The organism is Brevundimonas goettingensis (assembly GCF_017487405.1).
GTDB lineage: Bacteria > Pseudomonadota > Alphaproteobacteria > Caulobacterales > Caulobacteraceae > Brevundimonas > Brevundimonas goettingensis.
The window spans coordinates 3,156,547-3,175,190 of record NZ_CP062222.1; the positions used below are offsets into that span (position 1 = coordinate 3,156,547).

Sequence of the window (18,644 nt, forward strand, 5' to 3'; positions counted from 1 at the left end):
GGTCGCCGAACTGGTCGAGATGTGCCTGAAGCTGGGTTCCGTGGGCGCCGCCGTGCCCCGCCTCGACGAAAATCATCAAATGCAGGTCCATGACGCGATGGTCCGAAGCGTGGAACAGGAAGCCCGCGACGGCGTCGTGCCGATGACGGCCGCCTGCTGGCTGGTGAGCGCAACCGCATGAGCTTCAAACCCCTCTTCTCCCGCGCCCTCTCCCTCGACCCCGAGCGGCTGCATTTCGCGGCCCACAGCCACCACCTCTGGCCCGACGCCTCCTTCGAGGGGCAGGTGCGCGCCTGGGAGGAGGCCAACCGGTTCGCGGACCGCAAATGGGACCTGATCTTCGGCGAGGTCGTGCCCGAGGCGCAGACGCATATCGCCAAAGAGCTGAACCTGCCGTCGCCCGATACGGTGGTCTTCGCGCCCAATACCCACGACTTTCTGGTTCGTATCCTGTCGGGCTTCGACAAGAAGCCCGTCCGCATCCTGACCAGCGACGGCGAGTTCCACTCGTTCCGCCGCCAGGCCGAGCGCTGGGAAGAGGCCGGAGAGGCCGTGGTGACCCGCCCTCTCCTGCCCTATGAGACCTTCGACGACGATCGCTTCGTGGAGGCCGCGCGGGCCGGCGGACACGACCTGATCCTGGTCAGCCAGGTCTTCTTCAAGACCGGCCTCGCCTTCAACCGCATCGCCGATCTGGCGGCCCTGGCCGATCCGGCGGGGCCCTGGGTGGTCGTCGACGGCTATCACGGCTTCATGGCGACCCCGACCGATCTCTCGTCCGTGGCGGACCGGATCTTCTATGTCGCCGGCGGCTATAAATACGCCATGAGCGGCGAGGGCGCGGGCTTCCTCCATGCCCCCGACGGCTATTGCCCCCGGCCGGTGATCACCGGCTGGTTCGCCGAGTTCGGCGATCTGATGGGTCGGCCCGAGGACGTCCAGTACCGCGCCGACGCAGGCCGGTTCTGGGGCGCGACCTTCGACGGCACGCCGCTGTATCGCTTCAACGGAGTGCGGCGGATGCTGCAGGGGGCCGGCCTGACCACGGCCGAGGTCTCGGCCCATGCCCTGACGCTGCAGACCCGGTTCGCCGAAGCTCTGGCGTCAGGCGAATGCGGCGCTCCGGGCGATGCGGAAGTGCTCAATCCCGTCACAGGCGACGGCCCCCGGGCGCGGTTCCTCGCTCTGAAGCATCCGGACGCCCAGGCCTGGCGCGCGGCCCTGCTGGCAGCCAATGTCGTCACCGATGTGCGCGACGACATCATCCGCTTCGGCTTCGGGCTCTATCAGGACGCAGACGACGTCGAGAGGCTGATCGCGGTCTGCAAACGGCTGTTCTGACCGCCCCCGCCTACCCCGGCCCGCTCAATAGAACTGGGTGTCTTCCTGCGGCGTCGGCCGGTTGGTCTGACGCGGACTGTTCTGGCGCGGCGCGGGACGCGGGCTGGTCTGGGGCGCCGGACGGCTGGTCGTCGTGTTCGACGGCGCGGGTCGGGCCGGCGCCGCCGGAGCCGTCTGGGCCGGGGCGGCAGGCGTCGGGGTCGCCGTCGGGGCGGGCTGTCCATTGACCGGCGGGATCGGCGGCAGGTTCGGATAGGGCAGGCCCTCGACTTGGGGCTGAACCGTCGGCGCCGGCGTCATGGGGACCTCGGGCGCCGGAGCCGGGACGGCCTCCACCGCTTCCGGCGCGTCCAGATCGTCACGGATGAAGGCCCAGGAGCGGCTGTCGGCGCAGGCGCAGGCCTTGAGGAAGCCCTCGCGGTCGCGCCAGATCACCAGGGGGAAGGTCGGCTTGACCCCCGCGTCGCGCATCAGGGCGTCGAGCCGGGACATGAACTGCCGCCCGGCCTCAACCACGGCGCTGCGGGCCAGATTGCCGTCGGCCAGAGGAATGCCCGCCGCCGTCCAGTCCTTCGACGGGGTCGCCGTCCAGCGCTGATAGAGGCTCCAGTCGCGCGTCAGCCACAGCTCGGCCAGGGTGGCGCGCTCGGCCGGGGTCGACTGCGGCGCCCCTCCTTATCCGGGCGGGCGAAGAGGATGACGCGGACGTCGACGCCCCCGGCTCTCAGCTTCTCGGCCTCCTGCTGCTCATAGGCCCGGGTCGGACCGCTGTCGCGATAGCCGATGATGTAGAGGGGCTGGTCGCCGCCGCCGCCCGGCGAGACCCAGGAGCTCTCGTCCAGCAGCCGCTGGATCTCACCCTGGTTCCGCGTGATCGTGACCGGCTGGAAGCGGGCGTAGAAATGGTCGTAGGCCAGATAGCCGCCGATGGCCAGGACGAGGCCAATCACAACCGCCAGGCCGGACCAGATCAGAAAGCGACGCATACGGCGGGGGCTCCAGCTTAAGCATTGGGCTCAGGGTAACGCTTAACACCGATTTGCGTCGCATCCGAACACCGGGCGGGCGAACTCATGCAACAGTCGCTGTTGCGGGGTCCGGCCGCCTCCCCATATCCCCGCCATGACCAAGCTCTCCATCCTCGACCTCGCTCCCGTGCCGCAGGGCTCCGACGTGTCCCAGGCGCTGGCGAACAGCATCGACCTGGCGAAGGCGGCCGAGCGGCTGGGCTATCACCGCTACTGGCTGGCCGAGCATCACAATATGGCGGGCATCGCCTCGGCGGCGACCTCGGTGGTCATCGGGGCCGTGGCGGCGGCGACGAAGACCATCCGCGTCGGGGCCGGCGGGGTCATGCTGCCCAACCATGCGCCGCTGGTGATCGCCGAGCAGTTCGGCACCCTGAACGCCCTCTATCCGGGCCGGATCGACCTGGGTCTGGGCCGCGCACCGGGCTCGGATCAGGCGACGGCCCGGGCGCTGCGCCGCACGCTTCAGGGCGATGTCGACGCCTTCCCGCAGGACGTGATGGAGCTGCTGCACTGGTTCAAGCCGGCGGAGGCGAACCAGGCCATCCGCGCCAACCCCGGCGAGGGTCAGGCCGTGCCGGTCTGGATCCTCGGCTCCTCGACCTACGGCGCCCAGCTGGCGGCCCATCTAGGCCTGCCCTACGCCTTCGCCAGCCATTTCGCACCCGGCGATCTGATGAACGCCATCCGCATCTATCGCGAGACCTTCCGCCCGTCGGAATATCTGTCCGAGCCCTATGTCATGGCCGGCTTCAACGTCTTCGCCGCCCCGACCGACGCCGAGGCCCAGCTGCTGTTCAGCTCGATGCAGCAGGCCTTCGTCAATCTGCGCTCGGGCCGTCCCGGAAAACTGCCCCCGCCGGTCGAGAACTATGAGGCCGGGCTGGACGCGGGGGCACGCGGCATGATCGCCCAGGCTCTGTCCTGCTCCGCCGTCGGCTCGCCCGAAACGGTGCGGCAGGGGCTGGAAGCCTTCATCGCCCGCACCGGCGCCGACGAGCTGATGATCACCAGCCAGATCTGGTCGCACGCCGATCGGGTGCGGTCGCTGGAAATCCTGGCCGAGCTCGGGATGGGTCTGGCGAAGGCCGCCTAGGTCCTGATCCCCAAGGGGTTCAGACCCAGCGTCCGGACGACCTGTTCGAAATGGTCGTCCCAGGTCGGGGCGCGATAGGCCGGGGCATCGGGCTTCTTCAGCGTGGCCCGCTCCAGGGCGGCCAGCCAGCCCAGACCGTCCAGCGGATCGATCAGCTCAGCCTGGGGCACCAGCTCGCGGTGCGCCGGAATGTCCGAAGCGATCAGGGGCACGCCGAGCGCACAGGCCTCGACCGCGGGCAGGTCAAACCCTTCGACCGAGGACGGCGCCACCACCGCCTGGGCGTTCGACATCAGGGTCGCCAATGTGGTGTCGGGCAGGTTCGAGGCCTGATGCACCAGACCCCGCAGATTGGGCGAGCGCTCAAGATGGTCCAGAACGGCCTCATTCTCCCAGCCGTAGCGGCCGACCAGCACCAGACGTGGCGCCCGGTCGCCCATCTTCTCCTCCAGCCGCCGCCAGATGGTCAGCAGGAAGGCGAGATTCTTGCGCGCCTCGATGGTGCCGACATGGACGAAATAGGGGCGCAGGGTCGGCGCCGTCGGCCGGGCCACCAGACCCGTTTCCAGCCCCAGGTGGATGGCGTCGATGGGCGGCGCCTGCAGCCCCTCCTGATCCGCGAACCGCATCAGCTCCTGGGCCGTATAGTGGGAGTTCACCAGAATCCGCGAAGCGTGTTTGAGCGCGGTCAGGACCCGCACCCTGTGCTTGTCGCCGTCGCCCGGACGGCAGAACTCAGGGTGGGTTATCGGGATCAGGTCGTGCAGCAGCACCACCGTGTCCACCCCGTGCGCCTTCAGCGAGGCCAGGATGTCGGGGGTATTCAGACTGGTGTGGCCGACGTTGAAATAGTGGCGGCTGGCCGGGAGTTCGGAAATCCGGCGCGAACGGAAGAACTGTTTCCAGACGCGCACGCGGCGGCCGGCGTTGCGATCGACCTCATCTGGCGCGGGAGGCGGGCTGAGCACTGACTGGGCCACCGATCCGTCATCGTGCAGGGCGGCCAGGAGACGTTTCTCGCCCTCGCCTGCGGGCAGGGACGCGCTTCCGCTCCAGCGGGACCTCAGCTGTTTGACGCTGTCGCCAAACCAGACCGGATCAACGGCCACCAGCTGGTCGTGCTTGCTGCGGACAGGGATCATGCGGATGTCGGGCCGTGCCAGCAGCCATTCGGCATAGGCCAGGCAGACCCGGTCCACGCCCGTCGGCGCGCTGCGTTCGGTCCGGCTGACCAGCCGGCTGGCGTCGAACAGAATGTCGTCCGTCATGACGTGATCACCGCGCCCGAAAGGCGCAGCCCCCGAAAGACCCGTCCTTCTTACGAAACATAACCGGCCTGCATCAGTTCGGCGATATGGACGATGGCGACCGGGCGCTCGTCCTCGACCACGAACAGGGTGGCGATCTTGTTGGCCGAAAGAAGGTCGACGGCGTCGCTCATCCTCTGGTCGGGGCTCACCACCTTGGGATTGCGGCTCATGATATCGGCCGCCTTGATGGCGGAAATGTCCTGGGAGAAGGCGCGGCGCACGTCGCCGTCGGTGATGATCCCGGCCAGGCTCCCATCCGCATTGAGCACGGCGACCGCGCCCTTGCGGCCGGCGGTGATGGCCGAGACGACCTCGGAAAAGTCGGCGTCGAGCGACACATTGGCCGGCGGGGCGTGGTTGTCGCCCATCCATTCGCGCACGCTCTGGAGGCTCATTCCCAGAGAGCCGCCCGGATGGTGCAGGCCGAAGTCGGTAGCGGTGAACTGACGCCGGTCCATCAGCACCATGGCCAGGGCGTCGCCCAGCGCCAGGGTCATCAGGGTCGAGGTGGTCGGGGCCAGGCCGTTGGGACAGGCCTCGGCGACATTGGGCATGACCAGCGGCACCGCCGACATCCGCGCCAGGAAGCTGGACTTGCGCTGGGTCATGCCGATGACCGGGATGTTGTTGCGCTGGCAGAAGATCAGCGGGTCGCGCAGTTCGCGGCTCTCCCCGAGGCCGAGATGGCCACAAGGGTGCAGTCCTCGCGCAACATGCCCAGATCGCCGTGGCTCATCTCGGCGGGGTGGACGAAGAAGGCGTTGGTGCCGGTCGAGGCCAGGGTGGCGGCGATCTTGCCGCCGATATGTCCGGACTTGCCCATGCCGGTGACGACGACATAGCCGGGGCGCGACAGGATGACGTCGCAGGCGCGCGCGACCGCGCCGTCGATGGTCCGCTCCAGCGCCTGCAGGGCCTCGATATTGAGCTGGATGACCTCCCGCGCGCGGTCCGTCATGGCGGCGATCTGTTCGGGGGTCGAAGGCGCGTGTGAAGAAGGCTTGGGGTCGACGGTCATACTGTATCCTTGCGCGGAACGCGGCGCCGCCGAAACAGCCCTTCGCGCCTCGCGATGTTGACGGCGAATTGCCCCAATATGGGCGCGGGCACAATGCTACGGAAAGGCGTAGCCCGCCCCGAAGGGCTGACACCGGTAGCCAAAACCGGCGGCACGCGCCGTCGCGGGCCGGGTTCCGGATAAAACAGACAACGGGCCGCCAACCTTTGCCGTCGTGGCGCGTTATGGGCCACGGGGCTGCCAGACTGATCGAGAGTCCATGACGTTCAACACCGGAACCGCGCCTCAAGCCCTGTCCCAGCCTCTTTCGACACCCCCGACGCAGGTGCGCGGACTGGCGCTGTTTCTGGACATGGACGGGGTTCTGGCCGGGTTCGCGCCCACGCCCGATCTGGTGATGCCCGATCCGCGTCGCACGGCGGTCCTGCGCCGCCTAGGGCCCCTGCTCGACGGGCGACTGGCCATCATCAGCGGTCGGACGCTGAGCGAGATCGACCGCATCACCGAGGCCGCCTCTCCCGCCGCCTCCGGCGTCCACGGCCTCGAAATCCGCACCCGACAGGGCGATGTCCGCACCCGCCCGGCGGCGCCGGCCATCCGCGCCGCCGTCGCCGCCTTCCAGACCTTCGCAGACGCCCATCCGGGCGCGATCGTCGAGGACAAGGGCGTGGCGACCGGCCTGCATTTCCGTCAGGCGCCAGACGCCGCCGCCGCCGCCGAACGGCTGGCCCGCGATCTGGCAGCCGAGACCGGCCTGGTCCTGCAGCCCGGCCACATGATCTTCGAACTCAAGACCCCCGGTACGGACAAGGGCACGGCCCTGACCGCCCTGATGGCCGAGCCGCCGTTCAAGGGCGGCGTGCCCGTCATGTTCGGCGACGACCTGACCGACGAGCATGCCTTCCGCGCCGCCGAGGCCCTGGGCGGCTTCGGGGTGCTGGTCGGGCCGATGCGCGAGACCGCGGCCCGCTACCGGCTGGACGGAGTGCCCCAGGTGCTGGACTGGCTCGACGCCGTCGCCGCCACCCTCGGTCAGGAGGTCGAGGCATGACCGCCCTGCCGCCGCTCAAGCCCTCCGTTGATCTCGCCCCCATCGGCAACTGTTCGATCAGCGCCCTGATCGACCGCCGCGGCCGCTATGTCTGGGCCTGCGCCCCGCGCATCGACGGCGACCCGGTGTTCTCGGCCCTGATGAACGGCGAGGATCCGGACCACGGCTTCTGGTCGATCGAGCTGGAGGGGCTGAGGCACGTTTCCCAGGCCTATATCCGCAACACCCCGGTGCTGCGCACCGTCCTGACCGCAGAGGACGGTGCCTCGGTCGAGATCATCGACTTCGCCCCGCGCCACCCCAAACATTCGCGCACCTATCGCCCCCTCGCCTTCGGCCGGACCGTGCGCCCGCTGGAGGGCTCGCCCCGGATCACCGTGCGGCTGAGGCCCTCGGCCGACTGGGGCGCGCGCCGGGCCGGAACGACCCACGGCTCCAACCACATCCGTTATCTGTGCGCCGACGTGACGCTGAGGCTGACCACCGACTGCCCGGTCTCGCACATCCTCGACGAACGCACCTTCCGGCTGGAGAACCCGCTCTCCTTCTTCCTCGGGCCGGACGAGGGCTATGATCAGGAGGTCGGTCCCGGGGTAGCGGCGACGCTGGACCGGACCGTGGCCTATTGGAAGAACTGGGTCCGCACCCTTTACATCCCGCTCGACTATCAGGACGCGGTCGTGCGCTCGGCCATCACCCTGAAGCTCTGCGCCTTCGAGGAGACCGGGGCCATCGTCGCGGCCATGACCACCTCCGTGCCCGAGTTCCCCGAGAGCGGCCGCAACTGGGACTACCGGTACTGCTGGGTCCGCGACGCCTATTACACGGTGCGCGCCCTCAACCGCCTTGGCGCCGTCGACATCCTCGAGAACTACCTGGTCTATCTGAGAAACCTCGTCGACCAATCGGCGGGTGGTCATGTCCAGCCGGTCTATGGCGTGGGACTGGAGGAGGATATCGACGAGCGGATCGTCACCTCCGTCGCCGGCTATCGCGGCATGGAGCCGGTCCGGGTCGGCAATCAGGCGCGAGAACATCTGCAGCACGACGTTTACGGACAGATCGTCCTGCCGCTGGTGCAGAGCTTCTACGACACCCGTCTGCTGCGGCCCGGCACACTCGACGACTTCTATGCGCTGGAGAAGGTCGGCGAACGAGCCTTCGCCATGCACGACCAGGTCGATGCGGGCCTGTGGGAGTTCCGCACCATCGCCCGGGTCCACACCTATTCCTCGGTGATGTGCTGGGCCGCCTGCGACCGACTGGCCAAGGCCGCCGACCATTTACACCTGCCGGACCGGGCCAATACCTGGGCCCAGAGGGCGGCGATCATCCGGGAACGGATCGAGCGCGAGACCTTCATCCCCGAGGAGGGCCGCTTCGGCGCCAGCTTCGGCGGCGACGAGCTGGACGCCTCTCTGCTGCAAATGGTCGATCTGGGCTTCCTCGAGCCGACGGATCCGCGGCAGGTGGCCACCTTCAACGCCATCGAGAGGGACCTGAAGAAGGGACCCTACCTCTTCCGATACGTCATTCCGGACGATTTCGGCGAGCCGGAGACGGCGTTCAACTTCTGCACCTTCTGGTTCATTGAGGCCCTGCACCAGAACGGCCGCGATGAAGAAGCGCGCGAGATCTTCGAACAGATGCTGTCCCGTCGCACCCATGCCGGCCTGCTCAGCGAAGACATCTCGCTGGGCGACGACGAGCTGTGGGGCAACTATCCGCAGACCTATTCTCTGGTCGGGATCATCAACTGCGCCATCCTGCTCAGCCGGTCGTGGACGGACGTTCGCTAGGGCCAAGACCCTAACTCGCGGGTGAACAAGGCAAATCACGTCAACCCCCGGCGGCTCTAAAACAGCCCGTTCGGTTTCACGATGTTGCGTTGCATCCAAAGCGTGACGGCAGCGTTTGAGCGGCATGTCACGTCTAATCGTTGTGTCCAACCGGGTGTCGGCTCCCTCCGACCCGGCCGCGGGCTCGGCCGGGGGTCTCGCCATGGCCCTGTCCGCCGCGCTCAGAAAATATGACGGCCTGTGGTTCGGCTGGTCCGGGAGACTGTCGAACAGTTCACGGGCGAGGCCAAGATGGAGGACCGGGCAGGCGTCACCGTCGCGCTCGTCGATCTGGAAGCCCAGGACGTCGACGAATATTATAACGGCTACGCCAACAAGACCCTCTGGCCCCTGTTCCATCACCGCGTGGACCTGACCGCCTACGAGCGGTCCTATGGCGAGGGCTATGAGCGGGTGAACCGGCGCTTCGCCGAGGTGCTGGCGCCGCTGATCCAGCCCGACGACATCATCTGGATCCACGACTACCATCTGATCCCGATCGCAGGGACCTGCGCCGTCTGGGGATCACCAACCGGATCGGCTTCTTCCTGCATACGCCGTGGCCGGTGCGTCAGCTGCTCGTCACCCTGCCTCACCACCGCCGGCTGGTGGAATCCCTGTTCGCCTATGACCTGATCGGCTTCCAGACCGAGGAATGGCTGGATCTGTTCCGCGACTATGTGGTGTCCGAGGCGCGCGGCGAACTGGTCGGCGACGGCGGGCTGGAGGCTTTCGGCCGCACGGTCCATGCGGGCGTCTTCCCCATCGGCATCGACGTCGACGGGTTCATCGCCGCGCGCAACTCGCCCCAGGGCAACCGCACCTACGACCGGATGGCGGCCTCGGCGGCCTTCCGCTCGATGATCGTGGGCGTCGACCGGCTCGACTACTCCAAGGGGCTGGAAGAGCGGATGCTCGGTTACGAGCAGTTTCTGCACGACAACGCGGCGATCCGCGGCGACGTCTTCCTGGTGCAGGTCACGCCGATCTCACGCGACGACGTCGACACCTATCAGGACATCCGCGCCCGCCTCGATGCGCTGGCCGGACGGATCAACGGCGAATACGCCGACATGGACTGGCAGCCGATCCGCTATCTGAACCGGGGCTATCGCCGCGACCAACTGGCCGGCATCTATCGCGCCGCCCGGGTCGGTCTGGTGACGCCCCTGCGCGACGGCATGAATCTGGTGGCCAAGGAATATGTCGCAGCCCAGAACCCCGAGGATCCCGGCGTCCTCATCCTGTCGCGCTTCGCCGGGGCGGCGGAACAGATGGGGGGGCCCTGCTGGTCAATCCGTTCAGCCGCGAGGAGCTGTCGGAGGCCATCCACAAGGCCCTGACCATGCCGATCGAGGAGCGGATCCGAAAATGGACCGCACTGATGAAGGTGGTGCGTGACACCGACGTCTCGACCTGGCGCGACGATTTCGTCAGCTGCCTGACTTCCATCCCGATCAGTGGCGACGGCGACGCCCCGTTTCATCAGGATCCCTTCCACCACGAAGGCCACGCCGCCAACGCCGCCTGATCAGGCCGCCCGGTTCGAGGTCGTGGCGGCGATGTCGCCGTCCCGCGCCATGGCCCGCAGACGCGCCGGACGGTTCTCGATCCGGGCGATCCAGGCGTCCAGGGTCGGGCTTTCCGGCAGGTGACCGCGAGCCCAGATCAGGGTCGAGCCGATCATGACGTCGGCGGCCGAGAACCGGTCGCCCATCAGATAGGGCGCGCTCCACAGCCGGTCGAGCAGGCGGTCGACCACATCCTCATAGCGCCGCACCGAATAGGGATCGGTCGGAACATGACCGCCCAGTCTCGGCCCCAGTACCGGTTCCAGTTCGCCTGCGCCCCAGGCCAGCCAGGTCAGATACTCGCCCCGGTCGCGATGGCCGACCGGCGCGCCCATCCCGGCTTCCGGCAACAGGTCGGTCAGATACAGGGCCACAGCCGCGCATTCGGTGATCAGAGCGCCGTCGTGGATCAGGGCCGGAACCTTGCCGTCCGGGTGCGGATTGGCCGGATCGCGACCGCCCGACCCGTCCATCCGACGGATGTCGCAGTAGCGGATGTCGCAGTCTGCCCCCAGTTCCTCCATCAGCCAGACGAGGCGCGAGGACCGGGACATCGGAGCGTGGAACAGCGTCAGCATAGAAAGACCCTCTCTCTTTGTGCGCTATCGCTCGCGACGCGGTCGCTCGCTGCTTGAGCGCGATCACCGCTGCGTCAGCGCGGTGGAACTTGACTACTGCCACCCTGCTGCCAGCATGCTGTCAGCAGCGGAGCCTTATGCACCGCCCTCAAGCAGCGAGGCTCGGCGAGCCGAACGTCAGGGTCCACACCGGGCCCTCAAGCAGCGAGCGACCGCGTCGCGAGCGTTAGGGCCCAAAGATGAGACGCGCCGACCGCCTGTTCCAGATCGTGCAGATGCTGAGACGTTCGTCCCAGCCGGTGACGGCCGACATGATCGCGCTGGAGCTCGAAACGTCCAAGCGCAGCGTCTATCGCGACATCGCCGCCCTGATGGGCCAGCGGGTGCCGATCCGGGGCGAGGCCGGCATCGGCTATGTGCTGGATTCCGGCTTCGACATGCCGCCGCTGATGCTGACCTCGGACGAGATCGAGGCGGCGGTGCTGGGGGCCCAGTGGGTGGCCTCACGCGGCGATCCGGCCCTGGCCCGCGCCGCCCGCGATCTCGTCGCCAAGATCGCCGCCAGTGTGCCGGAGCGGCTGCGGCCGGTGGTGCTGGAACCCTCGGTCACCTCGGGCCCGACCTGGGCCGGGGCCAAGGAGGACCGGCTGGACATGGGCCAGGTCCGCACCTGGATCCGCTCGGGCCGCAAGCTGACGCTCGACTATCGCGACGAACAGGACCGGGCGTCCTTGCGCACCGTCTGGCCCTTCCTGATCGGCTATCGCGAGACGGTGCGGCTGCTCATCGCCTGGTGCGAGACGCGGCAGGACTTCCGCACCTTCCGCACCGACCGGGTGGTCGAGGCGACCTTCCTCGACGACCGCTACCCCGAGCGCCCGGCGCGCCTGCGCACCCGCTGGCAGGCCAGGATGGACGAGGAGCACCGGCGATATCAGGCGGCTCGGGCTGACAGCTCGTCCGGTGACGAGTGCTAATGAGCAAGGGGTGAGCAGCGAAGCAAACGCGGCATCAGCTTCGCTCACTAACACGCCTCACTCCATCAACCGATGGTGAGCCAGGTCGGATCAGTAAATCTCGAACAGGCCGGCCGCTCCCTGGCCGCCGCCGATGCACATGGTGACCACGCCGTATTTGGCGCCGCGACGCTTGCCCTCGATCAGGACGTGGCCGGTCATCCGGGCGCCCGACATGCCGTAGGGGTGGCCGATGGAGATGGCGCCGCCCGAGACGTTCAGGCGATCCATCGGAATGCCGAGGGTGTCGGCGCAGTAGAGCACCTGCACGGCGAAGGCCTCGTTCAGCTCCCAGATGCCGATGTCGTCCATGGTCAGGCCGTGGCGCTTGAGCAGCTTGGGCACGGCGTAGATCGGGCCGATGCCCATCTCGTCGGGCTCGCAGCCGGCGACGACCATGCCGCGATAAGCGCCCAGCGGCTGCAGGCCGTGACGCACGGCCTCGCCAGCCTCCATGATCACCGAGGCCGAAGCGCCGTCCGACAGCTGCGACGCATTGCCGGCGGTGATGAACTCGCCCTGCTGGATCTCCTCGCCGCCGCCGAAGACGGGCTTCAGTGACTGCAGCCCTTCCAGCGTCGTGTCGGCGCGATTGCCCTCGTCCTTCGACAGGGTCACCTCCTTCGAGGAGGTCTGGCCCGTCGCCTTGTCCATGACCAGCATGGTCGAGGTCATCGGCACGATCTCGGCGTCGAACCGGCCGGCTTCCTGGGCGGCGGCGGTGCGCTGCTGGGACTGCAGGGCGTATTCGTCCTGACGGTCGCGGCTGACGCCATAGCGGCGGGCCACCACCTCGGCGGTCTCCAGCATGGACATATAGATGTGGGGCGAGAGCTTGAGCAGCGCCTCGTCCTTCATCCTGTACAGGTTCATGTGCTGGTTCTGGACCAGCGAAATCGACTCCAGACCGCCGCCGACGGCGACCTTCTGCTGATCGACGATGACCTGTTTGGCGGCGGTGGCGATGCCCATCAGGCCCGAGGCGCACTGGCGGTCGATGGTCATGCCGGGAACGCTGGACGGCAGGCCGGCGGCCAGGGCGATCTGGCGCGCCACATTGGTGCCGGTCGAGCCCTGCTGCAGGGCCGCGCCCATGACCACGTCCTCGACCTCGGCCGGATCGATGCCGGCGCGGGCCACGGCGTGCTTCACCGCATGGGCGCCCAGCTGCTGGCCCTGGGTATCGTTGAATGCGCCGCGATAGGCGCGCCCGATGGGGGTCCGGGCGGTCGAGACGATGACGGCTTCACGCATCGGAGATGCTCTTTCCTTTGGGCGCTATCGCTCGCGACCCACTCCTGCGGAACGGGGCGCTTGCTACTTGAGCGCGGGTTTCCTCTGGGTTCGCCCCCGGCTTCTGTCGGCCGGTTCAGCAATCGGTGAATACTCTAGCCTCCTGCCGTCACGTCAACGCAAGCACCCGCGGAAATCCTGCGCCTCAAGCAGGGGAGGCTCCGCGAGCCGAGCGTAGGCGCCGCGCCGCGAGGCGCGCCCCATCAAGAATGATGCTTCTGGGCCTTGGTCAATTCGATCATGCCCTGGGCGCCGCCCATTTCCGGCACGATCTCGCCCGTGCGGTCCGAGATGGCGTCGAAGCGGGCGGCGACCTGTTCCAGGGCGTCAGGGCCGACGGCGAAGTCGCCCTGGGTGATCGTCACATAGGCGCGCTCGAAACCGCCGGCGCCGGCGCCGAGGATGACCCGGGTCGGGGCCTCTTCGGACACCAGGTACAGCAGGCCCGGCGAGACCAGCTCCGGCCCGAGGGCCTCGAGCGGCAGGGCGGCGCCCAGGTCCTCAGTCATGCGGGTGTGGGCGGTGGGGGCCAGGCAGTTCACCTTGATGTTGTTCTTGGCGCCCTCGATCGAAAGGGTCTGCATCAGGCCGACCAGGGCCATCTTGGCCGCGCCGTAGTTGGCCTGGCCGAAATTGCCGTACAGACCCGAGGACGAGGTCGTCATCACGATCCGGCCGTAGTTCCGCTCACGCATCCCGTCCCAGACCGCCTTGGTGCAGTTGACCGCCCCCATCAGGTGGACGTCGACGACGAAGCGGAAGTCTTCCAGCGTCATCTTGGCGAAGCTCTTGTCGCGCAGGATGCCGGCGTTGTTGATCAGGATGTCGACCGCGCCCCATTTGGCGATGGCTGCATCGACCATGGCCTGAACCGCGACCGGATCGGTGACCGAGGCGCCGTTGGCCATGGCCTCGCCGCCCGCGGCGATGATTTCCGCGACCACGGCTTCGGCCGCCGCCGAAGAGCCGCCCGAACCGTCCCGCGCCGCGCCCAGATCGTTGACCACAACCTTTGCGCCGCGCGCCGCAAGGGCCAGGGCGTGCTCGCGGCCCAGACCGCCACCGGCCCCCGTCACGATCGCTACCTTGCCGTCGAACCGGATCGCCATAGTCATTCTCCCGTGAATTTTCCGCTCATCTACGCCGGCGCCGTCGCGTAAGCCAAGAGTCCCCGTGGCGAAGCCGGGCGCCGGACTATGTGTTGAAACGGCGCCACAGTGGCCACATTCCCGAACCAATGTGCGGAACCATCAGAGGTTGGCTTGGTTTTGACCATCGAGCGCCGCACGGAACCGTACGGCTATCGGCATTTCATTGAGAACGAGGGTCCTATAACCATGAAGCTGAAACTTCTCGCCGGCGTAGCGATGGCAGGGCTGTTCGCAGCCGGCGCCGCTTCGGCTGAGCCCGACGGTTGGTACGGCGCGATCGACGCCGGCTTCCACACCATGGAAGACGGCATCAACGCCGAATCCCAGACCACCGGCAACAACTTCAACTTTGAAGTGAACGACGGCTGGGCCGCGTTCGCGCGTCTGGGCTACCGGTTCAACCCGAACTGGCGCGTCGAACTGGAAGGCGGCTATCGCTCGGGCGACGTCGGCACCGTTCGCGCCGTCTCGGGCAACAACGGCGTCTGCAACCTGACGCCCGCGACCGGCGGCTGCTACTCGCCGGACGGCGACATCGAATCCACCACCCTGATGGCCAACGTCATTTATGACTTCGGCTGGTCGGGCTGGGGCCTGCGTCCGTTCGTCGGCATCGGCGCCGGTGTGAACCATGTCAACACCGACGTCGTCGGCCGCCTGCGCAACAACCGCGCCGTCGGCTTCGCCGCCGATGACAGCTCCACCAAGTTCGCCGCGCAAGCCATCGCCGGTCTGGCCTGGGCGATTTCGCCCCGCGCCAACATCGACCTGACCTACCGCTACCTGACCGGCGACGCCGAGTTCGCCTCGACCACCTCGGTCGCGGCCTACAACCAGGGCACCTTCGAAGGCGACTACGACAACAGCCACACCGTGACCCTGGGTCTGCGGTATGCCTTCGGTGCCGAGCCGGCCCCGCCGCCTCCGCCGCCTCCGCCGTACGTCGCACCGCCGCCCCCGCCGGTCGTGGCTCCCCGCCGCCGCCGCCGCCGGTCGCTCAGAAGCCCGCCGCTCGCCAGTTCGTCGTTTACTTCGACTGGGATCGCTCGGACCTGACCACGGAAGCGCGTTCGGTTATCACGGCCGCCGCCAACTACGCCAAGTCGGGTCAACCGACCCGCATCCTGGTCGTCGGCCACGCCGACACCTCGGGTTCGGCCGCGTACAACATCGGCCTGTCGAACCGCCGCGCCCGCACCACGGCTGACGCCCTGGTCGCTCAAGGCGTCGCCGGCGGCGTGATCTCGCTGGACGGCAAGGGCGAAACCCAGCTGGCCCGCGCCACCGCCGACGGTGTCCGTGAGCCGCTGAACCGCCGCGCCACCATCGACATCAACTTCTAAGTCCCGAGGGGTCTGCTCCGGCAGGCCCCGACGGTCTTCGGATGTCGAAGACTTCGAAACGCCGGCCCCGCGCAAGCGAGGCCGGCGTTTCTGCGTGGGAGATCAGGCTTCGAGCGTCTGGCGGATCGCGGCGCAGACCCGGTCGATATCCGCATCGGTCAGGCCGCTGCCCGAGGGCAGGCACAGGCCCCGGTCGTAGATCCGCCCGGCGACCGCCCCGCCGATCATCGGCGCATCGGCGAAGACCGGCTGCAGATGCATGGGCTTCCAGGCCGGGCGACTCTCGATGTTCGCCGCCTCCAACGCCTTCATCAGCTCCAGCGGCCGCGTCGTCGCCGCACCCGGATCCAGCTGGATCACTGTCAGCCAGCGACTGTGCCGCCGTCCGGGCGCCTCGGGCGCGAACGACAGGCCGGGCAGGTCGCCGAGCGCCGCGACATAGCGGTCGAAGATGGCCCGGCGCCGCGCCACCCGCGCCTCCAGCGACTGCAGCTGGGCCACCCCCACCGCCGCCGACAGGCTGGAGAGGCGATAGTTGAAGCCGGCCTCGGTGTGTTCGTAGTGAACGGCCGGCTGGCGCGCCGCCGTGGCCAGATAGCGCGCCCGGGCGATCAGGGCCGCGTCGTCCGAGGCCAGCATCCCGCCGCCGCCGGTGGTGATGATCTTGTTGCCGTTGAACGAATAGGCGGCGGCCAGCGCCCCCTGCCCCGCCGGCCTTCCGTTCAGGGTCGCGCCCACGGCCTCGGCGGAATCAAGAATGACCGGAACGCCCCGGGCATCGGCGACGGCGCGGATGGCGTCGATGTCGCAGCACTGGCCATAGAGGTCGGCGGGGACCACGGCGCGCACCGTCAGTCCCTGCGCCTCGGCCCGGATGAAGGCGTCATCGAGCAGGCGGGGATCGAGGTTCCAGCTGTCGGCCTCGACATCGACGAAGATGGGCGTCGCCCCCGCGTGCAGGATGGGGGCGACGCCGCCGATGAAGGTCAGGCTGGGCGCGATCACCGCATCGCCGGGCCGCAGATCCAGCATGGCGAGAGCCAGATGCAGGGCCGCCGTGCCCGAGGCGACCGCCGTGGCGTGGGCCAGTCCGACCGAGGCCGCGAATTCGCGCTCGAACCGCTCGACCACCGGCCCGACCGAGGACACCCAGCCGGCGTCATAGGTCTCGAGCAACAGCCGGCGCTCGGCCTCGCCCATGTCGGGCGCGGAAAGGGGGATGCGTTCGCTCATGATCTCGCCGTCACCCGAGCCGGGGCGCCCATGACCGTCTCACCCTCGCCGACCGACCGGGTGACCACCGCGCCGGCCCCGACCACGGCGCCTGCCCCGATGTGAAGGCCCGGCAGAATGACGGACCCCGCCCCGATCAGGGCCGCCTCGCCGACGACGACGTCTCCGGCCAGAACGGCGCCGGGCGCGACGTGGGAGAAGTCGCCGATGCGGTTGTCATGCTCGACCACGGCGCCGGTGTTGATGATGACGTGGCGACCGATGCGGGCGCCGGTCTGGACCAGGGCCCCCAAGCCGATCAGGGCGCCCTCGCCGATCTCGACCCCGGGGGCCAGCCGGGCGTCCGGATGGATCAGGCTCAGCCAGACGGCCCCGGCCCGCGCCGCCGCGATCCGGCGTCGCGTTCCGTTCGCACCGATGGCGATGTGCAGGGGAATATCCGTGCGCCCGGCGTCGGCGACGACCGGCGCCCCGCCCAGCAGGGTTCCGATCCGCGCCGGATCGGCGTCGAACACGGCTTCGAGCGACAGGCCCAGCCGGACCAGGGTCGCGGCGACGACGCGCGCATGGCCGCCCGCGCCGATCAGGGCGCATCCGGTGATGGAGGAGATGGGTTTGACGCTCACCGGGTCATCTGGACCCGCGGCCTTGATTCCCGCAAGGGTCGCGACGGCTCAGCCGGCGGTGCGGACCAGAACCGCCTGTTCGACCGGCGCGGTGGCGGAGGAGCTCTGGGCCGTGCGGGCCACCCAGACCTGGCCGACGCCGATCACGGCGACGGCGGTGATCACGGCGGAAACGACGGCGACAGCGGCCAGCCGCAGTCCGTGCGCCATTTCTTCCAGATCAGACGGCATCGCGCTCCCCCGAGTCGATCGACACGGTTAATGACCATGGTCGCCTGAATCGTTCAAGTCACGGAACGGTGTGAGGAATCAAAAAGGGCGACGCCTGGGCGCCGCCCTTTCGATCAGGTCGCCGAAGCCCGGATCAGCCGCGGAACGGGCGGATCAGGATCTCGACGCGGCGGTTCTGGGCGCGGCCCTCCGGCGTGTCGTTGGAGGCCACCGGGGTGCGCGAGCTGTTGCCGGCGACATAGAGACGTTCGCGCTGCACGCCGTTGCGGATCAGGGCGTCGGCGACCGAGATGGCGCGGCGCTCGCTGAGCGGCTGGTTGATGGCGTCGCCGCCCGAGGAATCGGTGTGGCCCACGATGTCGACCAGCGACTGGTCATAGCGCTGCAGCACCGCCGCGACATCGGCCAGGGTGGCGTCGAAGCGCGGATTGATGGCCGACTGGTTTGTGGCGAAGGTCACGTCGGACGGCATGCGCAGGACCAGGTTGTCGCCCTGACGCGCCACCCCGACGCCCGAACCGGACAGCTGGCCTTCCAGATCGCGCTGCTGGCGGTCCATGTAGCTGCCGACGGCCGCGCCGCCCAGGGCGCCGATGCCCGCGCCGATCAGGGCGTTCTTGCGGCCCTGTTCGCCGTTCGAGGTGTTGGTCAGATAGCCGAGCACCGCCCCGCCCAGAGCCCCGGCGAGGATCCCAGTGCCGGTGTTGTTCCGCTGCGGCGTCGAGCTGTACGGATCGGTGGTGGTGCAGGCGGTGGCGCCCAGCATGGCCAGAACGCCGACGCCGGCGACGATGAAATTGGTGCGCATAGGGGAAAATCCTTCTTGTTCTTGCCCAACTCTTGGGAGCCGGAACGTGGCCTTACTGTGAAGGTTCCAAGGTGACACGGACATGAACGAAGCGGGCTTTCGGCGCCGCTCT

At 68.4% G+C, this 18,644-nt stretch carries 19 protein-coding genes and 2 pseudogenes; 9 read left to right on the top strand and 12 right to left on the bottom strand.

The genetic code is table 11. From position 1 onward, the window contains the following. Positions 1-19: 19 nt before the first annotated feature. Together IFJ75_RS19815 and IFJ75_RS15490 are read left to right on the top strand one after the other, a co-directional pair. Complete coding sequence (locus tag IFJ75_RS19815) at positions 20-181, top strand: hypothetical protein (protein WP_225896859.1); 162 nt, start codon at positions 20-22, stop codon at positions 179-181. Beyond that, positions 178-1,341 (top strand): aminotransferase class V-fold PLP-dependent enzyme, encoded by a 1,164-nt coding sequence (locus IFJ75_RS15490; RefSeq protein WP_207869180.1) that lies wholly within the window; start codon positions 178-180, stop codon positions 1,339-1,341. Before IFJ75_RS19815 ends, IFJ75_RS15490 begins: the two co-directional genes overlap by 4 nt. 24 nt (positions 1,342-1,365) lie before the next feature. Here the strand turns inward: IFJ75_RS15490 and IFJ75_RS15495 are convergent, their stop codons facing one another. Together IFJ75_RS15495 and IFJ75_RS15500 are read right to left on the bottom strand one after the other, a co-directional pair. Further along, positions 1,366-1,833, bottom strand: coding sequence for a hypothetical protein (locus IFJ75_RS15495; protein WP_207869183.1), 468 nt, complete (start codon positions 1,831-1,833; stop codon positions 1,366-1,368). Positions 1,834-1,958: 125 nt separating this feature from the next. Beyond that, positions 1,959-2,327: a hypothetical protein gene (locus tag IFJ75_RS15500; RefSeq protein ID WP_207869185.1), complete on the bottom strand. Its 369-nt coding sequence runs from the start codon at positions 2,325-2,327 to the stop codon at positions 1,959-1,961. A gap of 136 nt (positions 2,328-2,463) precedes the next feature. Between IFJ75_RS15500 and IFJ75_RS15505 the strand changes: the two genes are divergently transcribed. Further along, a complete protein-coding gene (locus tag IFJ75_RS15505) occupies positions 2,464-3,465 on the top strand; it encodes an LLM class flavin-dependent oxidoreductase (protein WP_207869187.1) in 1,002 nt (333 codons plus the stop codon). Here the strand turns inward: IFJ75_RS15505 and IFJ75_RS15510 are convergent. The 3 genes and pseudogenes from IFJ75_RS15510 to IFJ75_RS20050 form a co-directional block, all read right to left on the bottom strand. Beyond that, on the bottom strand, positions 3,462-4,733 hold the full coding sequence (locus IFJ75_RS15510; RefSeq protein WP_207869189.1) for a glycosyltransferase family 4 protein: 1,272 nt from the start codon (positions 4,731-4,733) through the stop codon (positions 3,462-3,464). The genes IFJ75_RS15505 and IFJ75_RS15510 overlap by 4 nt on opposite strands. Positions 4,734-4,783: 50 nt before the next feature. Then, complete coding sequence (locus IFJ75_RS20045) at positions 4,784-5,272, bottom strand: CBS domain-containing protein (protein WP_404822103.1); 489 nt, start codon at positions 5,270-5,272, stop codon at positions 4,784-4,786. A 27-nt stretch (positions 5,273-5,299) separates the two neighbouring features. Next, positions 5,300-5,793: pseudogene (locus tag IFJ75_RS20050) on the bottom strand (SIS domain-containing protein); the annotation flags it as partial. A gap of 259 nt (positions 5,794-6,052) precedes the next feature. Here IFJ75_RS20050 and otsB point away from each other — a divergent pair. From otsB to IFJ75_RS15530, 3 genes and pseudogenes are all read left to right on the top strand, one after another. Further along, a complete protein-coding gene (gene otsB / locus IFJ75_RS15520; RefSeq protein WP_207869191.1) occupies positions 6,053-6,844 on the top strand; it encodes a trehalose-phosphatase in 792 nt (263 codons plus the stop codon). Beyond that, entirely contained in the window at positions 6,841-8,643 is a 1,803-nt protein-coding gene (locus IFJ75_RS15525) for a glycoside hydrolase family 15 protein (RefSeq protein WP_207869193.1), read from the top strand. The genes otsB and IFJ75_RS15525 overlap by 4 nt, the downstream gene beginning before the upstream one ends. Positions 8,644-8,767: 124 nt before the next feature. Next, positions 8,768-10,213: pseudogene (locus IFJ75_RS15530) on the top strand (alpha,alpha-trehalose-phosphate synthase (UDP-forming)). Here IFJ75_RS15530 and IFJ75_RS15535 read toward each other — a convergent pair. Further along, entirely contained in the window at positions 10,214-10,831 is a 618-nt protein-coding gene (locus IFJ75_RS15535) for a glutathione S-transferase family protein (protein ID WP_207869195.1), read from the bottom strand. Between the two features lie 239 nt (positions 10,832-11,070). On the opposite strand from IFJ75_RS15535, the gene IFJ75_RS15540 reads away from it, so the two are divergent. Next, entirely contained in the window at positions 11,071-11,808 is a 738-nt protein-coding gene (locus tag IFJ75_RS15540) for a helix-turn-helix transcriptional regulator (RefSeq protein ID WP_207869197.1), read from the top strand. Between the two features lie 90 nt (positions 11,809-11,898). Here IFJ75_RS15540 and IFJ75_RS15545 read toward each other — a convergent pair whose 3' ends face one another. Then, entirely contained in the window at positions 11,899-13,101 is a 1,203-nt protein-coding gene (locus IFJ75_RS15545) for an acetyl-CoA C-acyltransferase (protein ID WP_207869199.1), read from the bottom strand. A gap of 242 nt (positions 13,102-13,343) precedes the next feature. Next, positions 13,344-14,249: an SDR family NAD(P)-dependent oxidoreductase gene (locus tag IFJ75_RS15550; RefSeq protein ID WP_207869201.1), complete on the bottom strand. Its 906-nt coding sequence runs from the start codon at positions 14,247-14,249 to the stop codon at positions 13,344-13,346. A gap of 228 nt (positions 14,250-14,477) precedes the next feature. Here IFJ75_RS15550 and IFJ75_RS15555 point away from each other — a divergent pair, with 228 nt between their 5' ends. Both IFJ75_RS15555 and IFJ75_RS20270 read left to right on the top strand, forming a co-directional pair. Next, positions 14,478-15,347, top strand: a complete 870-nt coding sequence (locus IFJ75_RS15555) for an outer membrane protein (RefSeq protein ID WP_449727646.1) — start codon at positions 14,478-14,480, stop codon at positions 15,345-15,347. A gap of 20 nt (positions 15,348-15,367) precedes the next feature. After that, positions 15,368-15,634 (top strand): OmpA family protein, encoded by a 267-nt coding sequence (locus tag IFJ75_RS20270; RefSeq protein WP_449727648.1) that lies wholly within the window; start codon positions 15,368-15,370, stop codon positions 15,632-15,634. Positions 15,635-15,736: 102 nt separating this feature from the next. Here IFJ75_RS20270 and IFJ75_RS15560 read toward each other — a convergent pair whose 3' ends face one another. From IFJ75_RS15560 to IFJ75_RS15575, 4 genes are all read right to left on the bottom strand, one after another. Continuing rightward, entirely contained in the window at positions 15,737-16,867 is a 1,131-nt protein-coding gene (locus tag IFJ75_RS15560; protein WP_207869203.1) for a DegT/DnrJ/EryC1/StrS family aminotransferase, read from the bottom strand. After that, positions 16,864-17,493, bottom strand: coding sequence for a NeuD/PglB/VioB family sugar acetyltransferase (locus IFJ75_RS15565; protein WP_207869205.1), 630 nt, complete (start codon positions 17,491-17,493; stop codon positions 16,864-16,866). Before IFJ75_RS15565 ends, IFJ75_RS15560 begins: the two co-directional genes overlap by 4 nt. Before the next feature lie 48 nt (positions 17,494-17,541). Then, positions 17,542-17,703 (bottom strand): hypothetical protein, encoded by a 162-nt coding sequence (locus tag IFJ75_RS15570; RefSeq protein WP_207869207.1) that lies wholly within the window; start codon positions 17,701-17,703, stop codon positions 17,542-17,544. 154 nt (positions 17,704-17,857) lie between these two features. Beyond that, entirely contained in the window at positions 17,858-18,532 is a 675-nt protein-coding gene (locus IFJ75_RS15575; RefSeq protein ID WP_207869209.1) for an OmpA family protein, read from the bottom strand. Positions 18,533-18,644 lie beyond the last annotated feature (112 nt).

What these genes read in the sequence shown, in the direction of transcription:
- IFJ75_RS15525 (WP_207869193.1), top strand. Translation starts at nt 6,841, where the DNA reads ATGACCGCCCTGCCGCCGCTCAAGCCCTCCGTTGATCTCGCCCCCATC.
- IFJ75_RS15500 (WP_207869185.1), bottom strand. Translation starts at nt 2,327, where the DNA reads ATGCGTCGCTTTCTGATCTGGTCCGGCCTGGCGGTTGTGATTGGCCTC.
- IFJ75_RS20045 (WP_404822103.1), bottom strand. Translation starts at nt 5,272, where the DNA reads ATGACCCTGGCGCTGGGCGACGCCCTGGCCATGGTGCTGATGGACCGG.
- IFJ75_RS15495 (WP_207869183.1), bottom strand. Translation starts at nt 1,833, where the DNA reads ATGTCCCGGCTCGACGCCCTGATGCGCGACGCGGGGGTCAAGCCGACC.
- IFJ75_RS19815 (WP_225896859.1), top strand. Translation starts at nt 20, where the DNA reads ATGTGCCTGAAGCTGGGTTCCGTGGGCGCCGCCGTGCCCCGCCTCGAC.
- otsB (WP_207869191.1), top strand. Translation starts at nt 6,053, where the DNA reads ATGACGTTCAACACCGGAACCGCGCCTCAAGCCCTGTCCCAGCCTCTT.
- IFJ75_RS15575 (WP_207869209.1), bottom strand. Translation starts at nt 18,532, where the DNA reads ATGCGCACCAATTTCATCGTCGCCGGCGTCGGCGTTCTGGCCATGCTG.
- IFJ75_RS15550 (WP_207869201.1), bottom strand. Translation starts at nt 14,249, where the DNA reads ATGGCGATCCGGTTCGACGGCAAGGTAGCGATCGTGACGGGGGCCGGT.
- IFJ75_RS15510 (WP_207869189.1), bottom strand. Translation starts at nt 4,733, where the DNA reads ATGACGGACGACATTCTGTTCGACGCCAGCCGGCTGGTCAGCCGGACC.
- IFJ75_RS15540 (WP_207869197.1), top strand. Translation starts at nt 11,071, where the DNA reads ATGAGACGCGCCGACCGCCTGTTCCAGATCGTGCAGATGCTGAGACGT.
- IFJ75_RS15570 (WP_207869207.1), bottom strand. Translation starts at nt 17,703, where the DNA reads ATGGCGCACGGACTGCGGCTGGCCGCTGTCGCCGTCGTTTCCGCCGTG.
- IFJ75_RS15560 (WP_207869203.1), bottom strand. Translation starts at nt 16,867, where the DNA reads ATGAGCGAACGCATCCCCCTTTCCGCGCCCGACATGGGCGAGGCCGAG.
- IFJ75_RS15490 (WP_207869180.1), top strand. Translation starts at nt 178, where the DNA reads ATGAGCTTCAAACCCCTCTTCTCCCGCGCCCTCTCCCTCGACCCCGAG.
- IFJ75_RS15545 (WP_207869199.1), bottom strand. Translation starts at nt 13,101, where the DNA reads ATGCGTGAAGCCGTCATCGTCTCGACCGCCCGGACCCCCATCGGGCGC.
- IFJ75_RS15505 (WP_207869187.1), top strand. Translation starts at nt 2,464, where the DNA reads ATGACCAAGCTCTCCATCCTCGACCTCGCTCCCGTGCCGCAGGGCTCC.
- IFJ75_RS15555 (WP_449727646.1), top strand. Translation starts at nt 14,478, where the DNA reads ATGAAGCTGAAACTTCTCGCCGGCGTAGCGATGGCAGGGCTGTTCGCA.
- IFJ75_RS15535 (WP_207869195.1), bottom strand. Translation starts at nt 10,831, where the DNA reads ATGCTGACGCTGTTCCACGCTCCGATGTCCCGGTCCTCGCGCCTCGTC.